This is a genomic window from Dyadobacter linearis (genome assembly GCF_907165045.1).
In the GTDB taxonomy this organism is placed as follows: Bacteria; Bacteroidota; Bacteroidia; order Cytophagales; family Spirosomataceae; genus Dyadobacter; species Dyadobacter linearis.
The window spans coordinates 67,384-89,428 of sequence record NZ_CAJRAU010000007.1 but is presented as its reverse complement, the minus strand read 5'-3'; the positions used below and the strand labels follow the sequence as shown (position 1 = coordinate 89,428).

The following is a 22,045-nucleotide window of genomic DNA, read 5'->3' as shown; positions in this document are numbered from 1 at the left end:
TATGCATTTCAGAAAATACATTACTCCGTTCCTGACGTTATCCGCGCTCCTCGCGCTTATGAGTTGTGGTGACAACAAGTTACCTATTATGGGCGAACGTGACTGGGTTACCAAGACTGTGAATGGCAAAGAAGTAGTCGATACGATTTACCACACCATTCCGCCTTTCTCCTTTGTGAATCAAAACGGAGAAACTGTAACCGAGAAAATCGTCGAGAATAAAATTTACGTGACTGATTTTTTCTTTACCACCTGCCCTACTATTTGCCCGGTTATGAAGCGGCAAATGACTAAAATTTACAATCAATATAAAGGAAACCCGGAGTTCATGATTCTCTCACATTCTATTGACCCTGAGCATGATACACCGCAGGTATTGAACAAATATGCAAAAGATCTGGGTGTGGAAGGGAACCAGTGGCAGTTTTTGACAGGAGAAAAAGAGAAGATCTACGATATCGGTCAGAAAAAATATATGGCTGTGGTTCAGGAAGATAGTGCAGCTGCCGGAGGATTTTTACATAGCGGCGCATTTATTCTGGTAGATAAAGAAAAGCATGTGAGGGGTATGTACGACGGAACCACCGAAGAGGGAACAGAAGAGCTCATGAAAGATATTGCGACGTTGCTGAAAGAGTATGAAAAGTAACAAGCTTGCAATACTGGCGCTTTATATTTCCCTTGCCTCCTGTAGTACTAAAGACGAACTTAAAACGGAGCAATACTTCGCGGAAGGCTTTCAGCTTTATACTACCAACTGCGCAAATTGCCACCAGCCGGGTGGAGAAGGTCTATCCAATTTGTATCCGCCTCTCAAAGGAGCTGCCTCGCTCGGCAAAAAAGAACTGCTTCCCTGTATTATCCGGAATGGAATGAATGATACGATTATGGTCAAAGGGAAAGAATTCAGCAGACCGATGCCCGGAAATCCAAAGCTTACGGATATTGAGCTAGCTGAACTTGTGACTTACGTGACGATAAAATGGGGAAAAGACAGTACCTACACCTCCATTGAATCGGTGCAAAAATCTTTGCAGAATTGCGCCCCGCTATTGTGAAGACGGGTTCAATTTGTAAACGCCCGTACCTTTTCTGAACTTGATGCTTGTAAAATCCTGCTCGGCATCCAGTCCGACTCCGTTAGTAACTTCCGGGCTGCCTACTTTGCGGATAGCAACAGGTTTATCGGTGAAAATCTTCCTGGTTCGCGGGCTCCAATTAAGCTCAGAGGTGTACATGATCTGATTGGATTCGGACATTACCACCTTGACATTTCCTTTCACAATATAAATGTCCGAACTCTTGTCGTACCTGCCTGAGTCGGACCTGAGTCTCGTTACGATGGTACTCAGCGAATCGAAGAAACTGATGTTTACGGTGTCGGGAAAAATCTGTGTCTCGTTCTGAAACCGCAGCGATCTGGGCGTTTTCATCAATACCTTCATTTTCCCCTGCTCGCTGTATTTAACCTGCACATCATTAACTATCTCCACCGGGCCTGTGTACAAGGCGCCTACCTTATTTTTCTTATCCTCGCAAGATGATAAAAGGACCGCCAGCAGGGCTACAATACAAAAAGGAGATAAAATTTTATCTCCTTTTAAAATATACCGTACTAGTATTAAAACCCTCATTCGTAAGGAATTAGTCTAGTTTTTGTTTAATAAACCATCTTTCCAATAAAGTTATCCCGAGCACCACGCGACCATACTGTTCTTTGATCTGGCCGGATCCTGAGCTTCCCCGCTGCCCTGCAATTAACGCAACAGAAAGGAAGTTCTGATAACCCCGTCCCATCGGGAACGTAAATCCGAGACTGATATTAGCATCATTTACATTAGTCCCACCTACTACGTAAGGTGTATTTCCATAGCTAAAACCAACGCGATATCTGACAAGGTCAAAGTATTTGAGTGAAGTAAACTTGGGCAAATACTCGGCGCCTAAGTGAATCCGGTTCACATCTGTCAGACCTTCCGACGAGTTGCTGAAATTGCGGTAACCCGACCAATTCTGGCGGCTGTAATCTGCTGATAAGATCAGTTTGAAAGGCCACTCAAGACTGGCGCCTACCTGGAACTGTTCAGGAATTGTCAGCCCGCCGTTCAGGTTATTTTCGAGGGTATCCGTTGTGATAGGAAATGAGCTCTGTGTCAGATCAAATGAAGTGGTACTGGCAGCATTCAACCTGGTGCTAAAACTGTAAGCACCGCCCAGGTTCAGGTTCAGTTTGTTATCCTTTCTAAGCGGAATGCGACCTGCCGCACCTGCACGGAAAGCAATATCAGAATAAGTTGTTCTTTGGTTAAGACTAACCATTTCTTCACTAATAATAGTGGTACCCGGCACATTCTCAACCGTAACTTCCGAAGCCCTGCGCACATTGCCGAAGAAATAGCTTGTTTCAAGCCCAAGGCTGAGATATTTGTGAATCTGCACAGAGTTTGTAATAGACGCTTTGTTGATTCCGCCTTTTCCCGAAGTGATATACCTTGCATTTGCAGCTGTTCCGATAACCGGGCGCGACGATTGATTTTCATAATCGATAAAGCTGTACGGTTTCAGGTTCGCTCCGATCACCCACCTTGAACTTACCGGAAAAGAGAGAGAAACGTAGCCCAGATTTCCTCCGGCGTTCCGCTGAGATTGTTGACCAGAAGTGATGTTTTTATATTGCCCGATCAGACCGATATCCAGTGTAGTAAACCGGTTTCGTACCCAAAGTGCCGGGTTAAGATTATTGACCTGAAACCCGCTCGCAGTACTGACTCCCGACTGTCCCATTCCTGAATTATCGGAGTATGCGTCGCCATAAAATTCGCCCATACCGAGCGAGGAATAAGGCGAATTACCAAGACCTTGCGCCAAAAGGCCGTCACAACTCCATCCCAGTGTAATTGTAAGTGTAAGTAATAAAACTTTACTGTAATGAGACATTATATGTTAAAATTCTGTTCAAGCCTATTAAAACCAATTCCGGCACCGCAAAGATGGGTGGTTTCAAGCTACTTTCAAAAAAAGTAATATCTCCACCACATATTACTACGCGCAATTCGGGGAATTTGTGTCGGTACATTTGAATAATTCCTTCAATTTCTGCGAGAGTGCCATTCATCACCCCGCTGAGCATTGCTGTCCTGGTACTTTTACCTACCAGTTCCGACACTGTTTCGGGGTCGATCATAGGAAGCCTTTTAGTGAACGAATGCATTGCTTTGAATCGCATTCTTACACCAGGAGAAATTAATCCGCCCTGAAACGCAGCACTGCTATCGATCAGATCATAGGTAATGCAGGTACCCATATCTATCACCAGAATATCTTCATCGGGAAACAAAAAATTGGCTCCTGCACACGCTGCGATCCTGTCCGCTCCAAGTGTTTCGGGCGTATCGTAGCATTTAGATATAGGGAGAGGGGTTTGTGGCGACAGGCTGTGCACGCGAACAGGCATTTGAAGCGCTTCTATAAATTCTGCTTCCGTGTAACTTACAGATGAAAACAGAATATGCTCAGGCTGCTCTTCGCGGATCGTCCGGATCAGTTCATCGAAACTCAAACCTGTCGTATAGCGTAACAGTTTTTCATTTTCAAACCAGCCAGCCTTCGAATAGGTGTTCCCGGAGTCGATGACAATATTCATATTAAAACTTAAATGAGGGTCGTTAATAACTGGCTGCAAATATCATAAAATGAAATACGCATTCAAATCAGGTAGCTTTCTTTGTCCGCACTCACAGATAAACACTTGACTATCTGAACATTATCAAGTTTAAAATGTTTTTATTTCCAATTATTTGCATTTATACTAAAAAAATTGCACCTTCGTCCATCTAAGTCAGTATCGACTTTTAAATCCAGAATCCATCTATCGGTAACCACCATTCCCTGCGTTACCTAGGTTTACAAATCTTGCCGATTTATTATTGTCAATACTTCTGTATTATCAAGTTGCAAATTTTCACGATTGATCCATCAAAGCTTTCAGTTAGTAAAGTCACTTTCCAGGGCTTCTACAATATATACCTATTCCAATATCAATGACCATCACATGACTTCGGCCTATCCCCGAATTTAATCCAAACACATTCACAACTTATTATCCCACCGGTAAAGTGTCACTTTACTTCCTTTTTTATGCCTACAATTGATGAATTAAACATTAAGCTCCTCTCCGAGCTTAAAGAAATAGCAGGTAGCCTGGGCGTACCTGACCATACTAAACTCTCTAAAAAAGAACTAATTAACCGGATTCTGAATACACAGGAAACACCTGCGCAAGTTTCAGAACCTGCATTTTCAGGAGCTACCCAGGAAAGTGCTACTTCTGTGGAAGCCACTTCGACGGATTCCGGTTCAGACGACAATTCTTCGGAAGATGGCGACGAACCCAAGAAGAGAAGGGCGCGCAGACCAGCTGAACCTGTTCCGGTTACCGTAAAGGCGGGCAACGGAAGGTCTGGGAAGGGTAAAAAAGATAACTCGCCGCGCAGCTCGCAAACTCCCCTTTTCAATACCCCTGAGAAAAGCGAAAGCCCGCGGTTATTTGACGAAAGACCAAAAACCAATAATACAGATATAAACGACGAAGACGATTCAGACAATGATACACTGAATGATCTTGGTCGGGAAGAAGTGGTGGCACAGGCTCAAAACGAACCAGCCTCGGCTCCTGAGAATACGGAAGAAACCACTGTTACTGATATTCAGGATGTAGTTTCAGCTCCGAGAGAAGAAAAACCGGCACGCCAGAATAACGAAAATACTGAGCGCCAGCCACAATCTGCGCCACAACCGCCACGTGAAGATCCGTCTACAAAAATTAAACGGAACTATAATAATTACGTAAGAGAATTCGACGGGCTGATCACTAATGAAGGTGTATTGGAAATTATGCAGGATGGAGGCTACGGCTTTTTGCGCTCTGCTGATTACAACTACCTCGCCAGTCCCGACGATATCTACGTTTCTCCTTCGCAAATCAAGCTTTTTGGTCTTAAAACGGGCGATACCGTGAAAGGTCAGATACGTCCTCCGAAAGAAGGCGAGAAATATTTTGCATTGCTGCGGGTTGAAACTGTAAATGGCAAAACGACGGAAGAAATCAGGGATCGTATTCCTTTTGAATACCTAACTCCCCTATTCCCAGACGAATGCCTCAGACTGAGCTCCCGACCGGACCAGTATTCAACCCGTATTCTTGACCTTTTCGCTCCGATAGGAAAAGGACAACGCGGTATGATCGTGGCGCAGCCTAAAACCGGTAAGACAGTTTTATTGAAAGAAATTGCAAATGCGATCACGCGTAACCACCCTGAGGTATTTTTGCTGATCCTGCTGATCGACGAGCGTCCTGAGGAAGTTACCGATATGCAGCGCAGCGTACGTGCGGAGGTAATTGCTTCTACTTTTGATGAACAGGCCGACCGTCACGTGAAAGTTGCCAGCATTATTCTGGAAAAAGCTAAGAGAATGGTTGAATGCGGCCACGATGTAGTGATTTTGCTTGATTCGATCACACGTTTGGCGCGTGCTTACAACACAGTGGTACCTTCCTCCGGTAAGATCCTTTCAGGTGGTGTGGATGCGAATGCATTGCACAAACCAAAACGGTTCTTTGGTGCTGCCCGAAATATCGAAAACGGCGGTTCTCTGACCATTATCGCTACTGCACTGATCGATACGGGTTCTAAAATGGACGAAGTTATATTTGAAGAGTTCAAAGGAACCGGTAACATGGAATTGCAGCTGGATCGCAAGCTTTCCAACAAGCGTGTGTTCCCGGCTATCGACGTTGTCGCTTCCGGTACCCGTCGCGAAGATCTGCTGATCGACAAAGAAACACTGAAAAAAGTGTGGATACTAAGAAAGCACATGGCCGATATGAATGCGATGGAATCAATGGATTTCCTGCTCGAACATATGAAAGGGACACGGAACAACGAAGAGTTCCTGATCTCGATGAACCGATAAATAAGAAAGGGTCTGAATCAACGTTCAGACCCTTTTTCATGTTCCCCCATATTGCAAATTCCCCTCCCGAAAGCTACTTTTAGAATATTCCAATTTATATAGCTAACCAATGCATATATGTTGAAAAGCAAACCGCTTTGGTGGACTTGTCTGGCTATCTGGATTTTGGGCGCTATATATTGGCACATTTGCCAGATCAAGCAGCTTTGTGATCAATTGCCTGCTACCGGCATTTTTTCTGAGAGATTATATTCGTACAATCTGACGGGCCCGAGGGTCAGCGCCGGCGAATTTCAGATCAACATTAATTTGCTGATCCAGTATTCCATTATGCTGCTGGTCACATTCGTTTTGGGCTTTTTCCCAGCACGCAGTTATGAAACGAGGAAAACGCGGGAATTGAAATATAAGCTAAATCAGATCAGCCGTGAACTGGCTTTTTCAAAATCGAAACAATGAATCAGCTGTCTTTTCCGATAGAATCTCAGAGCCTGGCAATTGCTATCGGAGAAATAGCCTCCCTGCTGTTTCTCTCCGCGATACTTGGCTGGTGGTTGGCGAAAACGATCGTGAAAACGCGGATTAGGAGAATGCGTATATTGCTGGAAGAAAAAAAATATGAATTGACCGAATTTCGAACTTCAATGGAAAACAATAACCACCAACCAGTAGCAACAAATGCTTCCAAAACGGTTTATCCTGTCACCAGCCCCGATCACGCGCCCGATGACCTGAAACGCATTGACGGAATAGGCCCGAAAATAGAGGAGCTTTTCAATAAGGAAGGAATCCACACCTACGAGCAGCTGTCCGAAACTTCTGTGATCAGGATGGTAGGTATCTTAAAAAAAGCCGGGCCGAGGTTTCAAATTCAGGATCCGTCTTCATGGCCAAAACAAGCGGAACTGGCGAAAAATCAGGAATGGGAAGAATTGGAACAGTTTATAGGCAAACTTGCTTCACGGAAAGGTTAGTGTTATTCCAATATAAAAAGAGAAAACCCGCTCGATGGCGGGTTTTCTGCTTTAAGACTTATATCAATCCTATTACAAAGTTGTAACGGTGCGCTGAATAAACTGCGTCAGATCGCTTCCAGACAATAGTCCCTGAGACAACAATGCCAGATCATAAACCTGTTTTGCAAGTGATTTCTGAGCCGTTTCATCCTCCGTCGACAAAATGCGACCAATTACAGGGTGATTCGAATTGAGTGAAACCGTGTACATCAAAGGCATATCGCCAAACATCGAGCGCTGGCCAGAAGATGCCTGCATATCCGTCATCCGGCGCATAAATTCAGGGAAAGTGATTACAACCGGCAATTCATCAACCGGCATTGGCTCAACCAGTACATTTGCACTTTTGCTGCCTGCCACTTCCTCAAAAATCTTCTTCGCTTTTTCCTGATCATCTGCTGAAAGAATACTTTCCAGCTGCACATCTTTTTCAACCAGCTTATCTAGTGTATCCGCATCTACGCGCTTCACATTGATCTTTTCAAGCTTTTGTTCCAATGCATTTATGAAATGCGAATCAATCATGCTCGAAAGTTCCAATACATCGTAGCTGCGTTTTTTGGCAGACTGAATGAACGCATCCTGCTTTTTCTCGTCAGTAGTATAGAGCCAGATCTGGGTATCGTTTTTGTCTGTCTGATTTTCGCCGACGTGCGTCCGGTATTCTTCGAAAGTGAAGAATTTACCATCTGTATTTTTCAGCAAACAGAAATCTTTCGCCTTCTCGTAAAACTTGTCGTCGCTGATAATCCCGTATTTTACGAACAAACCAATGTCATCAAATTTCTTCTCGAAACCTTCTCGGTCGTTCTTGAATATCTCCGAAAGCTTATCAGCCACTTTGCGGGTAATATATCCATTGATCTTCTTCACATTTCCGTCCGCCTGCAAATAGCTTCTCGAAACATTCAGAGGAATATCCGGCGAATCGATCACACCATGCATTAATTGAAGAAAATCAGGAACAATATCCTTCACTTCGTCCGTAATAAATACCTGGCGGCTGTACAGTTGGATCTTTTCACGCTGTCCCTGAAAATCGTTTTTCAGTTTTGGGAAATACAAAACGCCCGTCAGATTGAACGGATAATCTACATTCAAATGGATCCAGAAAAGGGGATCTTCGCTGTAAGGATATAGTTCTTTATAGAATGAGAGGTAATCTTCGTCTGTCAGGTCCGCAGGGTTTTTAGTCCAGACAGGGTTTGGATTGTTGATCGTTTTCTCCTCAAATTCAATAGCGATCGGCAGGAATTTGCCATATTTTTCAAGTATCCCGCGCAATCTGTGCTCGTCCAGGAATTCTTCTGAATCTGCGGCTACATGCAGGATAATATCTGATCCGCGGCTCTCTTTTTCAGCCGGAGAAAGTTCGAATTCCGTCGAACCATCGCACTGCCAGCGTACTGCCTCGGAACCTTCCTTATAAGATTTTGTGATGATCTCTACATTTTGGGCAACCATATACGCCGAGTAAAAACCAAGACCAAAGTGGCCGATAATGCCTTTATCACCTTTTCCGTCCTCGCCTTTGTCTTTATACTTTTCAACAAATTCAGTCGCACCGGAGAATGCAATCTGGTTGATGTATTTCTTGATCTCATCGGCCGTCATACCGATACCGTTGTCGCTGATCGTGATCGTTTTCGCTTCCTTATCCAGCTTCACTACCACTTTCAGTTCGCCCAGTTCGCCATTAAACTCGCCGTAAGATGCCAGTTTCTTGATTTTCTGAGACGCGTCGACTGCGTTTGAAACTAATTCTCTTAAAAAGATTTCGTGGTCCGAATAAAGGAATTTTTTGATAATCGGAAAGATATTCTCGGTGTGGATGCTAAGATTCCCTTTTTCCTGAATCACTGATTCCATAGTCTATTTTTTGTTTTTATATTTTTAGAATTGTTTTCGGCTGTTGCAATACCCGACTGAAATATGCGTTCCAACTACAATCAAAATACGCGCTGGCTGACACATTGTCAGTTTGTGAACCGATAAAAGCCTTTAACTATCCGGTTGGTATGTGAATGGCTTTTTTCTTAATATTGCGATTGGTAAACAACCCAGCTAGAATCTCAAAACCGTTCCACACGAACACCAATTTCAAACATGAATCTCATTAAAAAAGCATTTGCGGGAGCATTTTTCCTTTGCACAATCTCGGCTTGTACCACCATGAACTCGGTACCTCTGTCCAATTACACAGTTTTCACAGAGGATTTGCGGCGCGATCTGGAAGCGGCAAGTATCCCGCTGGAAAAAGTGCAGTTTTTCAATGATAAAGCGATCAATATCAGAAGAGAAGTTTCCGATCCGAACGATATCAAGGTAAATCCGGAAGGTCAGATTACGATGAGCAATGGAAAATCCATCCAGACAATCAACGTGCTGCCATTCACTCCCGGCGTTGCATTAGGCTCAGAATCCGGCTCGATCAGCGTTTCGTGGGATGATACTCAGCAGGATACAAAAGGAATGAAGTTCAACCTCAGCGGTCAGAATTACTTTTTGGATGTGCTTCCTAACAATAAATTCGATTACAAGGAGCGTACTTTCGATTTGCAGAGTGGTAACGGAGCGCGGCTGTTTGTTAAGAAAGACCTTTTGAAGCAGGTTAAAAATTCAAGAGAAACCTTGAAGGGCCGGAAAGTTGGTCAATAAGAAATAGCATATAAAGCGAAAGGCCAGCAAATGCTGGCCTTTTTTGTTGCTTATCAGTTCAGGTTAAAATATTGGCTTTTATCTTTTAATGCCGGCTTCTCGATAATCTTGGAGTCGTAGATCAAAACCAGGATCATCAATCCTATAATCACTGCCAGTCCGATTTGCAGCGAGGTGATCACGCCGAAACTGGCCATATTACTTTTCGATTCCTTCATCAAATCCTTGCCCACGTCCGACTGAATATTCGTCAGCGCATTCAGACTAGCTACCGCTTCCTTGAACTTCAACGCGCCGTTTTGTGCAAATACCCGCTTCCCTCCTTCCACGTTGCCCGCCGCGCACTGGTTTAGTATTTCCTGCTCCAAATGCACATATCTGCTATTCTGCTCTTTAAATGCAGTCAGGCTTTTCTCTTCCTCGGCTACCAGGTAGGTTTTTTCAAAAACGCGGATCAGCGAATCAATGCTCTTATCATACGATTTAAGCTGCTCAGAAACCGGAAGTTCGCTGGTTCCTTCGCTCGTAAACAGGTGATTTTCAAGAGTCAGCCGCTTACTGTACAAATTTTCAGTAATGTAAAGGATCGTAGTTGCCGGGATCAGCCGGTCGTTATAGATTGAAGCTGACGATTGGTCGATCCCCTGTGCATTCCGCTGCAAAAGTACCGTTCCCAGGATCACAACCAACATAATACCACCAAGCAAAGCCGCAGCCCTAAACTTTCTCTGAATTACAAAAGTCCATTTCATCTCATGAGGTTTATACACTTCGTCAACCGAAATCAATATAGCAATAATGCTATAATATCTTTTCAAATTAACGTAACAAAGATACAGTTTAATATCCCACTCTAAGCAAAACAAGAAAACCGACGCTGAGGTTGCATCGGTTTCTCTTAAAATCTTTGAATATTACTTCTGCTCTCCGCCGCCTATTACGTCCGTGTTATTAACAGATTTCGTCCTTTTCTTCGGCGCGTCAAAACTCATTTTACCGATCGCATAGTTGAATGTGATCTTGAAATTCCTGTTATAAAGCTGGGTTTGGGAAACCTGATTAAATTGTGGAGAAGTAAGGTCAGAAGTGAATTTTACCCCTTTTGTCATGAAATTCTCCGCAGCGAATCCGATACTTCCCTTCTTGTTCGGCAGATCTTTCTTAAAGCCCAGCGAATACATGTAAAAGCCTGTCCGGGTTCCTTGCAGCTGGATTTCCTTTCCGCGATAGAAACCAAAAGCCTGCACTCCCCAACCCTGGCGAAGTGTAACCTGTGACATTAACCGGCCACCATAATTAAACCCAGAGTTACTGGCTGTTACCGAAGTTCCTTCCAGGCTGGTAGTCTGGCCTTCGAGGTAGCTGTGTAGAATATCCAAACTACCATTTACAGTCCATTTCGGAGTAAGATATACGTTTGCAAACACATTCATCCCGTATGCGCGCTGTTTTCCGATATTGTCAAAAGTGGTCACAATAGCTCCCTGCAAAGTATCCACCGCATTCCTGACCTGCGTGATCGAATTATTGGTCTGGCGGGCGAATGCAGAAATGTTCAGATAAGTTTTTTTGATATTGGTACTCATCGCAATCTCAAAATTGTCAGTCAGTTCCGGGCTCAATGCGGGGTTACCTGTGCTGATACTCTGCGGATTAGACAAGTTTACATTTGGGTTAAGCTGCTGAATTCCAGGCCGCTGGATCCTGCGATTATAAGCGGCTTTCAACGTTGTGCTGCCTGAGATACTTTTCGAAACATTGATACTCGGCACCAGATTTCCATAATTCGGGATACTTACCGCCCCTTCTTCTCCCAAATCCGCCGTAATTCCCGTGAATTCGTAGCGTGTACCTGCCTTGAATGTATATTTATTTTTAGTGGTCAAAGTATAGGAAACATAACCCGCCGCAACATTCTGGCTGTAATTCAAAACGCCGGAAGGATTTGCAGGACTCAATATAAAATCACCCGATTCAGTCGAAGTAAGATATCTGAAATCACTGTCCACTGTCCTGAATATCCCTTTTGCACCAAATTCAATCAACTGGTTTTTACCGATCGGAGTCTGGTAATCGGTCTGGATCGTAAACTCGGAATTGCGATTTTTATTCTCATTTTTTAATGTGCTGGCCACTGCATTCGATTCTGTTAGCAGATCGGTATTGAAATTATTGGTCAAACCGGTCCGGCTGTAAAGCGTAGAAATGCTCCACTCCTGCTGCGGCTTAAAAGTCCGGATATAGTCAATATTGAAATCCACCGTTCCTGAAAGATCCTTGCGGTTCACTTTGCGCTGCGAGGTAAGATCCAGCACATCGTTTTCAAATTGATTGATCGTCAGGTTTTGCTTCTGGATAAAATTCCGGGTCCCATATCTCAGACCAGCCGACAGTGCCTGATTTTTACCCAGGTCATAATCCCAGCCCAACGAATATTGACCGAACAAACCCCTGTCTTTCGCGTCAGAAGTTTGTTTGGTTAAAAATGAAGAACCTTCTGAAAAAGTTGTTTGATCTAATGAAGAGGTAGCCTTATTATAAAAAGCGCGGCCAAATCCACCCAGCGTAAAACCCATTTTACCTTTGCGGTAACTTCCATTCAAGCCTAAATTCGTTCCGCGGTTACCCACGCCGGAATCGATATTGAGGGTCAAACCTTGCAGATTATTCTTTTTGGTAACGATATTAATAATACCGCCTGAGCCTTCGGCATCATATTTCGCAGAGGGAGAAGTGATCACCTCCACCGTTTTGATCATATCGGCTGGTATTTGTTTCAATGCATCCGCCACGTTGCTGGCGATGATCGTCGAAGGTTTGTTGTTGATGAGTACACGGATATTAGAACTTCCTCTCAGCGAGACGTTTCCATCCAGATCAACCGAAAGCATTGGCACTTTACGCAACAAGTCTGCCGCGTCGCCGCCTTTGGAAGTAATATCTTTTTCAGCATTAAAAACGAGCCTGTCCACTTTTTCTTCAATCAGCGACTTTTCACCCGTAATGGTCACTTCCTGCAAATTCTGCACAGTGGAAGCAAGCTGAACCGAACCCAGGTCAATATCCCTGCCTTTTTCAATTTTGATATTATCAATCGATTTGTCCTTGAATCCGATAAAAGAGACCAGCAGTTTGTAGTTTCCCGGAGCCACTTTGGTGATCGAGAATCTCCCCGTTTCGTCCGCCGTAGTTCCGTCGATCGCTTTATTATCCTCGACACTGAATAATGCAATACTTGCAAACTCCACTCCTTTTGCAGCAGCTGAGTCCAGTACAATTCCGGATATTTTAGAATTCCCCTTTGGAGCGGTTTCCAAGATCGGCCCGCCTGCCGGAGCACCAACCTGCGCATTCACATTTTGAACCAAAAACAATGTAAGTAGCGATAATGAGGCATTTCTGATAAGTGACAGCGTAGATTTTTTCATGATTTCAGAACACGGTATAAAAAGAGAGCCGGAGTGATTTTTCCTGTTTAAATTATAATTACTGATACAAAGGAAAAGTATAACCGGCACATCCAAAGTGATAATAGACAGCCGGGCGGTTTTCATCGTCGAATTGCCCGGTTTGTCCGTTCCAAACTCCGGGGAAAGACTGGTATAATTTTGGTAAAGTGAGTTTCAATATTGATTTCGTATCCGTTTTAAGCCATTTGTGGTTTACTTTGGGCATTGAATATCATCAGATGACATTCACTCCATCCGCGACCAAACGCTCTTCTATTCATGAATGATGTTGTAATTGATTTTAGTAAAGTCCACCAGATACAAGTTTTCGGCATTACTATCCTCGAACCTTCCACGGTATTATCCAGCCTGGCGATGACTGCCATTTGCATTTATGCATTTATCCATCTCAACAAACTGGGCCGGGCGCACAGAATGTATAAGCAGATCCAGTACTTCTTCCTTTTTATGGCGATCGCGACAGCGATAGGTGGCGTTTTAGGTCACGGCTTCCTGTATTTGACGGGGCAGAAGGGAAAGATTCCAGGCTGGTTTGCCAGTATGATCGCAGTTGCACTCTTTGAAAGAGCCGCAATCTGGCATATTAAGCCCCTGCTACAAAAACGTAACGGACTGATCCTGGGCTGGTTAAATTATATTGAGCTGACCGTATTCTTTATATTGACCTTTATCACACTCAACTTCCTGATCGTCGAGATCCACGCTTTCTACGGGTTGTTCCTGATGTTGTTTTCGATTGAAGTATATGTGTACCGGAAAAAGAAAGATCCGGGGAGCGTGAATATTTTCATTGCCACATTCATGGGCGCGCTTGCCGCTGGACTTCACGCACTCAAATTCAGTTTTGGCCCGTGGTTCAACTATAACGATATCAGCCACATAGCGATGGCCGCGTCTATCTGGTACTACTACAAAGGCGCGCGTCACATGACGTATTACGGGGAGGAAAAGATAATTCCGGAGAAAATAATACAGGAGGAAGACTGATATTTTAATAAACGAAACGAGGCCGCTGCAATGCAACGGCCTCGTTTCGTTTATATTAAGCCTGATAAGATTACTTATTCGGCTGTGGCGTATACCGCAGATACGGCTTCACGATATTCAGTCCTTTTGTGAATTTCTTCTCTGCATCCTCTGTGCTCACAGCAGGTACCACGATCACATCGTCACCATCTTTCCAGTCCGCCGGAGTAGCGACTGAATAGTTGGCAGTAAGCTGCAACGAATCCACAACGCGCAGGATTTCATTGAAATTACGGCCTGTCGAAGCAGGATAAGTCAATGTCAGCTTGATTTTTTTATCAGGTCCGATCACAAATACCGAGCGAACGGTTGATTTCTCACTCGCATTCGGGTGGATCATATCATATAATTGAGCCACTTTGCGACCTTCGTCAGCAATGATCGGGAAGTTAACTTCTGTATCATTTACTTCATTGATATCCGGGATCCAGCGGTTGTGAGAGTCAAGATCATCTACACTTACTGCCAGCACTTTCACATTGCGTTTTTGAAATTCACCTTGCAAAAGTGCCGTTTTGCCAAGCTCAGTCGTACAAACCGGAGTAAAATCTGCCGGGTGAGAGAAAAGCAAACCCCAGCTATCGCCTAACCATTCATGAAATTTAAGAGGTCCCTGTGTAGTATTTGCCTCAAAGTCAGGGGCAATATCTCCAAGTCGAAGTGACATAGTTTTTAAGTTTAAGTGGACAGTATTTTAATCTACTGATATTATAGAGTTTAACACAAAAATAAGCAAATAGTTTCAGTTCAGGCAACATGTTTCGAAGCAGAGTGGAACGGTTTTATACTGTTCGATGCCGCTCCTCGTAAAATGGGATGGTTTTTTGTTTAATTTGGTTAATAGGAAATATTCGATCCTTCATCAATAACTAACTATGGCTGTCAGGCTGCCTGTATACCTTGATAATAATGCAACCACGCCAATGGACCCGCGCGTCCTGGAAGAAATGCTCCCCTATTTTACCGAAAAATTTGGCAATGCAGCCAGCAGAACACATTCTTACGGTTGGGAAGCCGAGGAAGCTGTGGACATCGCGCGCGAACAGGTAGCGTCATTGATAGGCGCACATCCCACCGAGATCGTATTCACTTCGGGTGCCACCGAGGCAGTTAACCTGGCGATCAAAGGTGTATTGGAAGCCGATCAGCGGCCAAGAAAGCATATTGTTACCATTTGCACAGAACATAAGGCCGTACTGGATACCTGCCGGCGCGTGGAAAGCGAGCTGGTTCATGTAACTTATTTACCTGTTGGAAACGACGGAAATATTGATTTGAAAACGCTGGAAACCGCCATCACAGAAGATACCGTACTGATTTGTGCAATGTATGCAAACAACGAAACCGGCGTTATGCATCCGGTATCCGAGATTTCTTCCATCGCAAAACGTCACCATATATTGTTTATGACCGACGCGACGCAGGCGGTGGGCAAGATCCCGATCAATGTGCACGACGATGGTATTGATTTGCTCGCATTCAGCGGGCACAAAATGTACGGACCAAAAGGTGCAGGTGCATTATATGTCAGAAAAAAGAACCCGGCCGTATCTTTGGCAGCGCAGATCGACGGGGGCGGACACGAACGGAATATGCGCAGCGGCACATTGAATGTACCTGGGATTGTTGGACTTGGAAAAGCGTGCGAACTATGTCAGGACGAAATGGAAACTGAATCGGCGCGGCTGGCGAAAATCCGGGACCAGTTTGAAACCGAACTGCTGGAACTGACCGGGATCAGCGTCAATGGGACCAGCGAACTCCGGCTGCCGCATACGACCAATATCGCCTTTGAAGGTGTGGATGGAGAGAAAATGATATTTGAGGCTGGTAATGATGTCGCCTTTTCCAGAAGCTCGGCCTGTACTTCTGCCACGCTCGAACCCAGCTATGTACTCAAAGCAATGGGGCTGCCGGATGAATTGATCCACAGCTCTTTTCGTTTTAGTTTCGGCCGGTTTTCCACGGAAGATCAGGCGAGGCACAGTGCCCTGGTAATATCCAAAATTGTAAATGCGCATCGCGGTGAAAGAAATAACTGAAATCATCAGATCATACCAGCAGGCAATTGTTGAGGGAAAAAGAATGGCGCTGGCGACGGTCGTGCACGTGGAAGGTTCTTCGTACCGGAGGCCGGGCGCGCGGATGCTGGTAACCGACGACGGGCAGTTAACGGGCGCGATCAGCGGCGGCTGTCTAGAAGGCGACGCTTTGCGAAAAGCATTACTGGCGATTTCCCAGCAAAAAAATAAGCTTGTCACCTACGATACCACCGACGAAAGCGACACCACACTGGGCGTACAGCTGGGCTGTAATGGGATTATTCATATTCTTTTCGAACCTATTAATGCGACGCAGCCAGACAATCCGATCGAGTTATTAAAAAAGGTTTTGGTAAAAAGGCAGAACGCCGTGGTGATTACATTGTTTTCATTACTATCCCGAACAGGAAAGCAGCCTGGTACATGTTTTCTGCATTTGCAGGACGATGAAATTCTCATAAATAATGGGCAGGATCTCTTAACTGCTGAAACGCTGCTGGCCGAATCAAAACTGGCCTACCAAATCGGAGACTCATTTTTCAAGCTTTTTGAGTCTGACAGACAACCGCTGACAGGCTTTATTGAGTATTTTAATACACCACCCTCCCTGGTAATCGCCGGCGCTGGAAACGATACGATACCGCTGGTAGATATGGCGGCCGTTTTGGGCTGGGAAATCACTGTGGTGGACGGTCGCGGAAGTCACGCTACGAAACAACGTTTTCCAAAAGCGACCAAGGTACTTGTTTCCAAAGCGGATGACGTTTTAAAGCACGTGCAAACTGATAGCAGAACGTTTTTTCTGCTGATGACGCATAACTACAATTACGATCTCGCACTTTTAAAAAGCCTTTTGATTGAGGATCAATATCGCTACATCGGTGCATTAGGGCCCAAAAAGAAGCTTGAACGAATGTTTGCCGATCTGCTGGCAGACGGTATTGAAGTAAGTGAGTCGCAAAAAGCCAGGATTTACGGGCCGGTGGGAATGGATATTGGCGCCGAGACTTCGGAAGAAATTGCATTGTCGGTGCTGGCCGAGATCAAAGCGGTATTGAATGATAAGTCGGGTAACTCACTGAGGGAGAAAGTAGAACCGATCCACAATCGCGCCGTAAAGCCAATTGAATATAGTAAGGATGAAAAGGAAGAATTTCTTTGCGCTATACAACCCGTAACCACCTGATGGAAACCGGCAAACCGAACGTTGGCATCATTATCCTTGCCGCCGGCAACTCCTCCCGCCTCGGCGAACCCAAGCAATTATTGACATTCCAGAACAAAACCCTGATCCGGCATATTGCAGAAACTGCGGTGGAAGTTGCCGGTGAAAAAGTGATCGTTGTGACCGGCTCCTCGGCTGCATTGATCGAAAATGAGCTTGCCGGACTTCCCTGCCAGCATATCTACAATGGACATTGGCAGGAAGGAATGGCGTCGTCGATTGTTAAGGGAGTTACTTTATTAAAAGAAACTTACCCTGATATTACTGGCTGTATCCTCGCAGTGAGCGACCAGCCTTTTGTTACTGCTGAGCTATTCCAGGATCTCATTGTCGGGGCACAATCCGGTGCCGCGATCGTGGCTTCCTCCTACGGAAATACCATTGGGACGCCCGTATTTTTTACGAAAACTTACTTCGAGCAACTGTTGCAGCTAAAAGGTACCGAAGGTGCTAAAAAGCTGATCGTGGCGCACAAGTCCGAAGTACACTCTCTCCCATTTCCACTCGGAACTGTCGATATCGACACGCAGGAAGATTACCAAAACCTGCTCAGAACGAGCTGATTCAACCGTTTTTATCTTTTTTAGAAAATAAAATCCAGGAAGTATTGGATTCTAAATCTGCGCGTCTACATTTGCAGTGTACTATTTAACTAGAACACTAAAACAATTTAGAATATGATCCACCTCGACCGTGTTTCTTTTGGTTATAGTAAACAAAAATTGCTTTTCGAAGACCTGAGTATGGAGCTTTTGCCGGGGCATATTTATGGGTTGCTGGGCAAAAACGGGGCTGGCAAATCCAGCTTGCTGCGCAATATGGTGGGTTTGCTTTTTCCGCTGGCAGGTACAATTAAAGTAGCAGGATTCGAGCCCCGGAAGCGCTTTCCGGCATTTTTACAGGATGTTTTCTTTATTCCCGAAGAAATTTATCTGCCTTCGGTTACCATCGAGAAATACCTTCAAATGCTCGCGCCGTTTTATCCGAAGTTTGATGAACACCAATTCCGGGAACACATTTCAGAAATGGACCTGCCGAAAAACAATAAGCTTACCGGAATGTCTTTTGGCCAAAAAAAGAAGTTTCTGATCGCATTTGCATTAGCCGCCAATACCCGGGTTCTGATCATGGATGAACCAACCAATGGGCTGGATATTCCTTCGAAAAGCCAGTTTCGCAAACTCGTTTCCTGCGCATTGAACAAAGACCGGCTGATCCTGATTTCCACGCACCAGGTCCGCGACCTCGACAATCTGATCGATTCCATTATTATCCTCGAAGACAGCCGGATCTTATTAAAACACAGCCTGGATGTAGTGACCGAGCGGCTTTGCTTCGGTACGCTTTCCACCATCGCTTACGACGACCGGGTTATTTACTCAGAACCTTCGCTGCGCGGCTATAAAGCAGTTTTCGAGAACTCCGGGCACGAAGAAAGTCGCGTAGATCTGGAACAATTGTTCAATGCCGTGATGGAAAATCCGGACCGCATTCAGAAGATATTCAACTATTAGCCATGCAAACTTTTTAACAAGATGAATCAGACTTTTGACCTTCACCGTTTTGTGCTCACGGTCCAGCTGGAAATTGCCGAAAAAGGCAGGAACTATCTGCTTATCGCCTCGCTCCTGCTTGTTTTACTATTGCTACTAATGGCGCCGGTGGGACTTTCTACCGAATACAGCAATATCAAAGAGCTGTTACATATTCTGGCGCTTTTTATGATCGTGCTCTTCGGTTCAAGCCTGTATAGCAGCTTCGCATTTAGCCAGTATGCCTCGGCTGCCACCGGAATTGCCGCGATAATGGTACCAGCGTCGGCGACCGAGAAGTTTCTTAGCTCACTATTCTTAAACCTCATTTTTGTCGTCCCATTCGCATTGCTGTTTTATAAAATGCATGTGTGGACAATTGAATATGCCAATATGCAGCTTCCGGCAAGTTCCCGGAAATTTCACACGATACCCGAAATGCCGCTGAGGTATTCATTCCTTTTTTACTTTATCATCAATGGCGCTGCCTTTCTGGGCTCATTGTTTTTTCAAAAAGCATCTTATGTAAAAACAGCTTCGACTTTGGTCGGTCTGTACCTGGTAACCGGCATTATCCACATTTCGCTGGCCTCCTATTTCACTGATTATCCTGCCAAAGTCGTCAGTTTTCCGATCTCCAACTGGCAGGTCTGGACACACGGCGATGTGAGTGGAAAGGGCGCGGCAATGGCGGCGACTTACTTCACGGTAGACTTCCCTCCAACCATTTTTATTCTCATTCAATGCTTCCCCGCGGTCATCGTTCTTGTACTCTGGATTGCTTCTTTTCTCAGACTTCGTGAAAAGGAAATTTAACCGAATATCCCATGGAATTTAAAGATAAACAGGCGATATACCTTCAAATAGCCGACTACCTGTGCGAGCAGATTTTGCTTGGCAAGTGGCCGCCCGGCGAACGGATCCCTTCCGTGCGCGACCTGGCGGGTATGCTGGAAGTAAACCCGAATACCGTCATGCGCACCTATGATTTTCTTCAGAACAAAGAGATCATTTATAATAAAAGGGGAATCGGATATTCAGCTGATGAAAATGCACTGGCCAAAATTTTGGCTTATCGGAAAGAACGGTTTCTGGAAATCGAAATGCCCGAAGTTTTTCGCACACTTCACATTCTCAATATCAGTATGGAAGAGTTGGGTGTGCGATATGAAAAATTCATTGCTGAACACTTTCCCGTCATCAAATAGCAGTCGTTTATGAAACCAAGCAGTATATTTTTAACAGCCTTACTCGCCCTGATCCTGGTTGTAACAGTAGGCGCAAACCTGATTTTAAAGGCAGAATACGACAAACTCGATAAAAATGACGCGCTCGCCGGGCACCGGAAAGAAGCATTACCTGCTTTCAACCACATCAAACTCGAAGGCGATGCATTTGGTGTAACGCAGATCCAACCCGGCAAAACGCACGAATTGAGGATCATGCCGGATGCAAGATACCTGAGCTGGAAAATGAAATCGGATACCATCATATTCACTTACCACCGGGACTGGCCAAAAGATGATATTGCGGCAGAATACGAAATACGCAGTATGCCTTCATTTTATATTATGTCCCCTAAATTGGTGGGACTTAAAGTAAACGACGTGAATTGCAAAGTGGCTAACTGGGATTCGGATCAGTTATCGGTTGATATTACAGACGGAGCAGTGCTCTTTTCCGGAAATGAATTCCGCAATTTACAGCTGAGCCAAAAGGGAACAGCCTGGACTAAAATCGATGAGAAAAATAAGCTGGGAGAAGTATTTGTTGAAGTAAAACAAAACAGCACATTCACCATTGAAAAGGATATAATCGGCTCCTTTAAAATGAAGGTGGACAGTTCGGCGCACATTAACCTGCCCGGCAGCCTGATTGATAAGTCTGTTCTTTAAAATAAAAGCATCCATTTCTCCGACTCAACCGCGAGAAATGGATGCTAAATTTAATTACGTTTTAAGCTCAATTACTTGATCCCCAGCATCAGGCTCGTGCTTCCGCCTGCGTTGGTTGTCGGTAGCACGCCATTCCACTTAGACACCCATTCCTGCTGGATCAGCAGCGGCGTTAACGTTTTCTGGCGCAGCTGATTCGCTTCCGCTTCGGCCCTTGCTTTAATCAATGTAGCTTTCGCCTGACCTTCGGCGCGGGCGATAATTACTTTCGCCTCAGCTTCCGCCTGTTTTGCCATATTCTCGGCTTTCAACCGGGCCTGGATCGAGGTATTCTTTTCGTCGATCATTTGTCGGAGTGAAGGCGGCGGAGTAATGGCGGAGGTTAGCTGATCATAAATAAAACCGTCTTTGCCAAGTGTTTTGGTCAATACATTTTGGACGCGGTCTTCAAAAACTTCCCGGTTGGACATTACGCTATCGGAAGTAAATGAATTGGCAACGATCCGGTAGGCGTCGTAAATGGTATTCTTCATAAATCCCTGCTGAATTTCGCCTAACGGTCGCCTGTATTGGCGGTAGATTTGCGGGACTTTGTCAGGATTAATGTGATAGTTCAACTTCGGATCCACTTTAAATTCCGCCGCATCTTTGGTCGTGATCACAAATGAATCGTAGTCCACACTCTGCGTATAGGTCGGAAATTCGATGATTTTGGTTGTCCACGCATTATACCAGACGCGCCCGGTTACCATGGTAATATTGTCAACTCCCTTGTCACTTCCATAGAGATTAATACGGATACCCACATTACCCGCGTCAATATTCTCGAAGCTGAAAGGTTGTACGACGATGATAATTGTCAGAAGGATAAAACCGCCCAGGCCAAGTAAAATGTTTCTTCTCATTCTGATTATAGTTTAGATTTAAGTTGTTCGAAAATTAGGTCAAGCTCCCGAAAGAGGAAGTAAAGCGCCGACAAGATTACCGCTAGCCCGCTGAAAACCAGCAGATCGCTCTCGGCATTGACTAGGTGAAGCGAATAGGTGATCACAACGATCGCCGCGAGTACTTTAAGGATGTGTTGCATGATTTGATCGAGGTTTGTTGGGATAAATGTAATCGCAGCATCTGCAAACACTCGATTATTTTTATCAAATGGTTACCCGACATTTTAAAGGCGAGAATTTGATACACAAAAAAAAGCGCCC

24 protein-coding genes are annotated in these 22,045 nt (G+C 44.8%); 14 read left to right on the top strand and 10 right to left on the bottom strand.

The window, feature by feature from the left end; all coding sequences use genetic code 11:
* Position 1 precedes the first annotated feature (1 nt).
* Together KOD92_RS21500 and KOD92_RS21495 are read left to right on the top strand one after the other, a co-directional pair.
* Positions 2–649 (top strand): SCO family protein, encoded by a 648-nt coding sequence (locus KOD92_RS21500; RefSeq protein WP_215235665.1) that lies wholly within the window; start codon positions 2–4, stop codon positions 647–649.
* Positions 639–1,058: a c-type cytochrome gene (locus KOD92_RS21495; protein ID WP_215235664.1), complete on the top strand. Its 420-nt coding sequence runs from the start codon at positions 639–641 to the stop codon at positions 1,056–1,058. Before KOD92_RS21500 ends, KOD92_RS21495 begins: the two co-directional genes overlap by 11 nt.
* Here the strand turns inward: KOD92_RS21495 and lptC are convergent.
* From lptC to KOD92_RS21480, 3 genes are read right to left on the bottom strand one after another with little or no spacing between them, the layout of a single operon-like run.
* Complete coding sequence (gene lptC / locus KOD92_RS21490; RefSeq protein ID WP_215235663.1) at positions 1,050–1,634, bottom strand: LPS export ABC transporter periplasmic protein LptC; 585 nt, start codon at positions 1,632–1,634, stop codon at positions 1,050–1,052. The two genes, KOD92_RS21495 and lptC, sit on opposite strands and share 9 nt — an antisense overlap.
* Positions 1,635–1,644: 10 nt before the next feature.
* A complete protein-coding gene (locus tag KOD92_RS21485) occupies positions 1,645–2,937 on the bottom strand; it encodes a hypothetical protein (protein ID WP_229254794.1) in 1,293 nt (430 codons plus the stop codon).
* Entirely contained in the window at positions 2,921–3,643 is a 723-nt protein-coding gene (locus tag KOD92_RS21480; protein ID WP_215235662.1) for a type III pantothenate kinase, read from the bottom strand. Before KOD92_RS21480 ends, KOD92_RS21485 begins: the two co-directional genes overlap by 17 nt.
* Positions 3,644–4,137: 494 nt before the next feature.
* On the opposite strand from KOD92_RS21480, the gene rho reads away from it, so the two are divergent.
* From rho to KOD92_RS21465, 3 genes are all read left to right on the top strand, one after another.
* Positions 4,138–5,973, top strand: a complete 1,836-nt coding sequence (rho, locus tag KOD92_RS21475; protein ID WP_215235661.1) for a transcription termination factor Rho — start codon at positions 4,138–4,140, stop codon at positions 5,971–5,973.
* A gap of 117 nt (positions 5,974–6,090) precedes the next feature.
* Positions 6,091–6,432: a hypothetical protein gene (locus tag KOD92_RS21470; protein WP_215235660.1), complete on the top strand. Its 342-nt coding sequence runs from the start codon at positions 6,091–6,093 to the stop codon at positions 6,430–6,432.
* Positions 6,429–6,947: a hypothetical protein gene (locus KOD92_RS21465; RefSeq protein WP_215235659.1), complete on the top strand. Its 519-nt coding sequence runs from the start codon at positions 6,429–6,431 to the stop codon at positions 6,945–6,947. Before KOD92_RS21470 ends, KOD92_RS21465 begins: the two co-directional genes overlap by 4 nt.
* A 72-nt stretch (positions 6,948–7,019) precedes the next feature.
* Here KOD92_RS21465 and htpG read toward each other — a convergent pair whose 3' ends face one another.
* Positions 7,020–8,858: a molecular chaperone HtpG gene (gene htpG, locus KOD92_RS21460; RefSeq protein WP_215235658.1), complete on the bottom strand. Its 1,839-nt coding sequence runs from the start codon at positions 8,856–8,858 to the stop codon at positions 7,020–7,022.
* A gap of 237 nt (positions 8,859–9,095) precedes the next feature.
* On the opposite strand from htpG, the gene KOD92_RS21455 reads away from it, so the two are divergent.
* Positions 9,096–9,647 (top strand): hypothetical protein, encoded by a 552-nt coding sequence (locus tag KOD92_RS21455; protein ID WP_215235657.1) that lies wholly within the window; start codon positions 9,096–9,098, stop codon positions 9,645–9,647.
* Between the two features lie 53 nt (positions 9,648–9,700).
* Here the strand turns inward: KOD92_RS21455 and KOD92_RS21450 are convergent, their stop codons facing one another.
* The 3 genes from KOD92_RS21450 to KOD92_RS21440 form a co-directional block, all read right to left on the bottom strand.
* Entirely contained in the window at positions 9,701–10,399 is a 699-nt protein-coding gene (locus KOD92_RS21450; RefSeq protein WP_215235656.1) for an MCP four helix bundle domain-containing protein, read from the bottom strand.
* A 162-nt stretch (positions 10,400–10,561) separates the two neighbouring features.
* The gene (locus KOD92_RS21445; protein WP_215235655.1) at positions 10,562–13,075 is read right to left on the bottom strand and encodes a TonB-dependent receptor domain-containing protein; all 2,514 of its coding nucleotides are present in this window, start codon (positions 13,073–13,075) and stop codon (positions 10,562–10,564) included.
* A 58-nt stretch (positions 13,076–13,133) separates the two neighbouring features.
* Positions 13,134–13,322: a hypothetical protein gene (locus tag KOD92_RS21440; protein WP_215235654.1), complete on the bottom strand. Its 189-nt coding sequence runs from the start codon at positions 13,320–13,322 to the stop codon at positions 13,134–13,136.
* 53 nt (positions 13,323–13,375) lie between these two features.
* On the opposite strand from KOD92_RS21440, the gene KOD92_RS21435 reads away from it, so the two are divergent.
* On the top strand, positions 13,376–14,104 hold the full coding sequence (locus KOD92_RS21435; RefSeq protein ID WP_215235653.1) for a DUF6962 family protein: 729 nt from the start codon (positions 13,376–13,378) through the stop codon (positions 14,102–14,104).
* Between the two features lie 70 nt (positions 14,105–14,174).
* Here KOD92_RS21435 and KOD92_RS21430 read toward each other — a convergent pair whose 3' ends face one another.
* The gene (locus KOD92_RS21430) at positions 14,175–14,810 is read right to left on the bottom strand and encodes a peroxiredoxin (RefSeq protein ID WP_215235652.1); all 636 of its coding nucleotides are present in this window, start codon (positions 14,808–14,810) and stop codon (positions 14,175–14,177) included.
* A 208-nt stretch (positions 14,811–15,018) separates the two neighbouring features.
* Between KOD92_RS21430 and KOD92_RS21425 the strand changes: the two genes are divergently transcribed.
* The 7 genes from KOD92_RS21425 (at position 15,019) to KOD92_RS21395 (ending at position 20,837) form a co-directional block, all read left to right on the top strand.
* Positions 15,019–16,185: a cysteine desulfurase family protein gene (locus tag KOD92_RS21425; RefSeq protein ID WP_215235651.1), complete on the top strand. Its 1,167-nt coding sequence runs from the start codon at positions 15,019–15,021 to the stop codon at positions 16,183–16,185.
* Entirely contained in the window at positions 16,169–17,371 is a 1,203-nt protein-coding gene (locus KOD92_RS21420; RefSeq protein ID WP_215235650.1) for an XdhC family protein, read from the top strand. Before KOD92_RS21425 ends, KOD92_RS21420 begins: the two co-directional genes overlap by 17 nt.
* The gene (locus tag KOD92_RS21415; protein ID WP_215235649.1) at positions 17,371–17,973 is read left to right on the top strand and encodes a nucleotidyltransferase family protein; all 603 of its coding nucleotides are present in this window, start codon (positions 17,371–17,373) and stop codon (positions 17,971–17,973) included. The genes KOD92_RS21420 and KOD92_RS21415 overlap by 1 nt, the downstream gene beginning before the upstream one ends.
* Positions 17,974–18,087: 114 nt before the next feature.
* Entirely contained in the window at positions 18,088–18,924 is an 837-nt protein-coding gene (locus KOD92_RS21410) for an ABC transporter ATP-binding protein (protein WP_215235648.1), read from the top strand.
* 21 nt (positions 18,925–18,945) lie between these two features.
* Complete coding sequence (locus tag KOD92_RS21405; protein ID WP_215235647.1) at positions 18,946–19,758, top strand: hypothetical protein; 813 nt, start codon at positions 18,946–18,948, stop codon at positions 19,756–19,758.
* 11 nt (positions 19,759–19,769) lie between these two features.
* Positions 19,770–20,150: a GntR family transcriptional regulator gene (locus tag KOD92_RS21400; RefSeq protein WP_215235646.1), complete on the top strand. Its 381-nt coding sequence runs from the start codon at positions 19,770–19,772 to the stop codon at positions 20,148–20,150.
* A gap of 9 nt (positions 20,151–20,159) precedes the next feature.
* Positions 20,160–20,837, top strand: coding sequence for a hypothetical protein (locus KOD92_RS21395; protein ID WP_215235645.1), 678 nt, complete (start codon positions 20,160–20,162; stop codon positions 20,835–20,837).
* 71 nt (positions 20,838–20,908) lie between these two features.
* Here KOD92_RS21395 and KOD92_RS21390 read toward each other — a convergent pair whose 3' ends face one another.
* Together KOD92_RS21390 and KOD92_RS21385 are read right to left on the bottom strand one after the other, a co-directional pair.
* Entirely contained in the window at positions 20,909–21,742 is an 834-nt protein-coding gene (locus KOD92_RS21390; RefSeq protein WP_215235644.1) for an SPFH domain-containing protein, read from the bottom strand.
* A gap of 5 nt (positions 21,743–21,747) precedes the next feature.
* The gene (locus tag KOD92_RS21385) at positions 21,748–21,924 is read right to left on the bottom strand and encodes a hypothetical protein (protein ID WP_215235643.1); all 177 of its coding nucleotides are present in this window, start codon (positions 21,922–21,924) and stop codon (positions 21,748–21,750) included.
* Positions 21,925–22,045 lie beyond the last annotated feature (121 nt).

Coding starts and splice junctions, on each gene's coding strand:
- KOD92_RS21500 (WP_215235665.1), top strand. CDS start 2: ATGCATTTCAGAAAATACATTACTCCGTTCCTGACGTTATCCGCGCTC.
- KOD92_RS21495 (WP_215235664.1), top strand. CDS start 639: ATGAAAAGTAACAAGCTTGCAATACTGGCGCTTTATATTTCCCTTGCC.
- lptC (WP_215235663.1), bottom strand. CDS start 1,634: ATGAGGGTTTTAATACTAGTACGGTATATTTTAAAAGGAGATAAAATT.
- KOD92_RS21485 (WP_229254794.1), bottom strand. CDS start 2,937: ATGTCTCATTACAGTAAAGTTTTATTACTTACACTTACAATTACACTG.
- KOD92_RS21480 (WP_215235662.1), bottom strand. CDS start 3,643: ATGAATATTGTCATCGACTCCGGGAACACCTATTCGAAGGCTGGCTGG.
- rho (WP_215235661.1), top strand. CDS start 4,138: ATGCCTACAATTGATGAATTAAACATTAAGCTCCTCTCCGAGCTTAAA.
- KOD92_RS21470 (WP_215235660.1), top strand. CDS start 6,091: ATGTTGAAAAGCAAACCGCTTTGGTGGACTTGTCTGGCTATCTGGATT.
- KOD92_RS21465 (WP_215235659.1), top strand. CDS start 6,429: ATGAATCAGCTGTCTTTTCCGATAGAATCTCAGAGCCTGGCAATTGCT.
- htpG (WP_215235658.1), bottom strand. CDS start 8,858: ATGGAATCAGTGATTCAGGAAAAAGGGAATCTTAGCATCCACACCGAG.
- KOD92_RS21455 (WP_215235657.1), top strand. CDS start 9,096: ATGAATCTCATTAAAAAAGCATTTGCGGGAGCATTTTTCCTTTGCACA.
- KOD92_RS21450 (WP_215235656.1), bottom strand. CDS start 10,399: ATGAAATGGACTTTTGTAATTCAGAGAAAGTTTAGGGCTGCGGCTTTG.
- KOD92_RS21445 (WP_215235655.1), bottom strand. CDS start 13,075: ATGAAAAAATCTACGCTGTCACTTATCAGAAATGCCTCATTATCGCTA.
- KOD92_RS21440 (WP_215235654.1), bottom strand. CDS start 13,322: ATGCCCAAAGTAAACCACAAATGGCTTAAAACGGATACGAAATCAATA.
- KOD92_RS21435 (WP_215235653.1), top strand. CDS start 13,376: ATGAATGATGTTGTAATTGATTTTAGTAAAGTCCACCAGATACAAGTT.
- KOD92_RS21430 (WP_215235652.1), bottom strand. CDS start 14,810: ATGTCACTTCGACTTGGAGATATTGCCCCTGACTTTGAGGCAAATACT.
- KOD92_RS21425 (WP_215235651.1), top strand. CDS start 15,019: ATGGCTGTCAGGCTGCCTGTATACCTTGATAATAATGCAACCACGCCA.
- KOD92_RS21415 (WP_215235649.1), top strand. CDS start 17,371: ATGGAAACCGGCAAACCGAACGTTGGCATCATTATCCTTGCCGCCGGC.
- KOD92_RS21410 (WP_215235648.1), top strand. CDS start 18,088: ATGATCCACCTCGACCGTGTTTCTTTTGGTTATAGTAAACAAAAATTG.
- KOD92_RS21405 (WP_215235647.1), top strand. CDS start 18,946: ATGAATCAGACTTTTGACCTTCACCGTTTTGTGCTCACGGTCCAGCTG.
- KOD92_RS21400 (WP_215235646.1), top strand. CDS start 19,770: ATGGAATTTAAAGATAAACAGGCGATATACCTTCAAATAGCCGACTAC.
- KOD92_RS21395 (WP_215235645.1), top strand. CDS start 20,160: ATGAAACCAAGCAGTATATTTTTAACAGCCTTACTCGCCCTGATCCTG.
- KOD92_RS21390 (WP_215235644.1), bottom strand. CDS start 21,742: ATGAGAAGAAACATTTTACTTGGCCTGGGCGGTTTTATCCTTCTGACA.
- KOD92_RS21385 (WP_215235643.1), bottom strand. CDS start 21,924: ATGCAACACATCCTTAAAGTACTCGCGGCGATCGTTGTGATCACCTAT.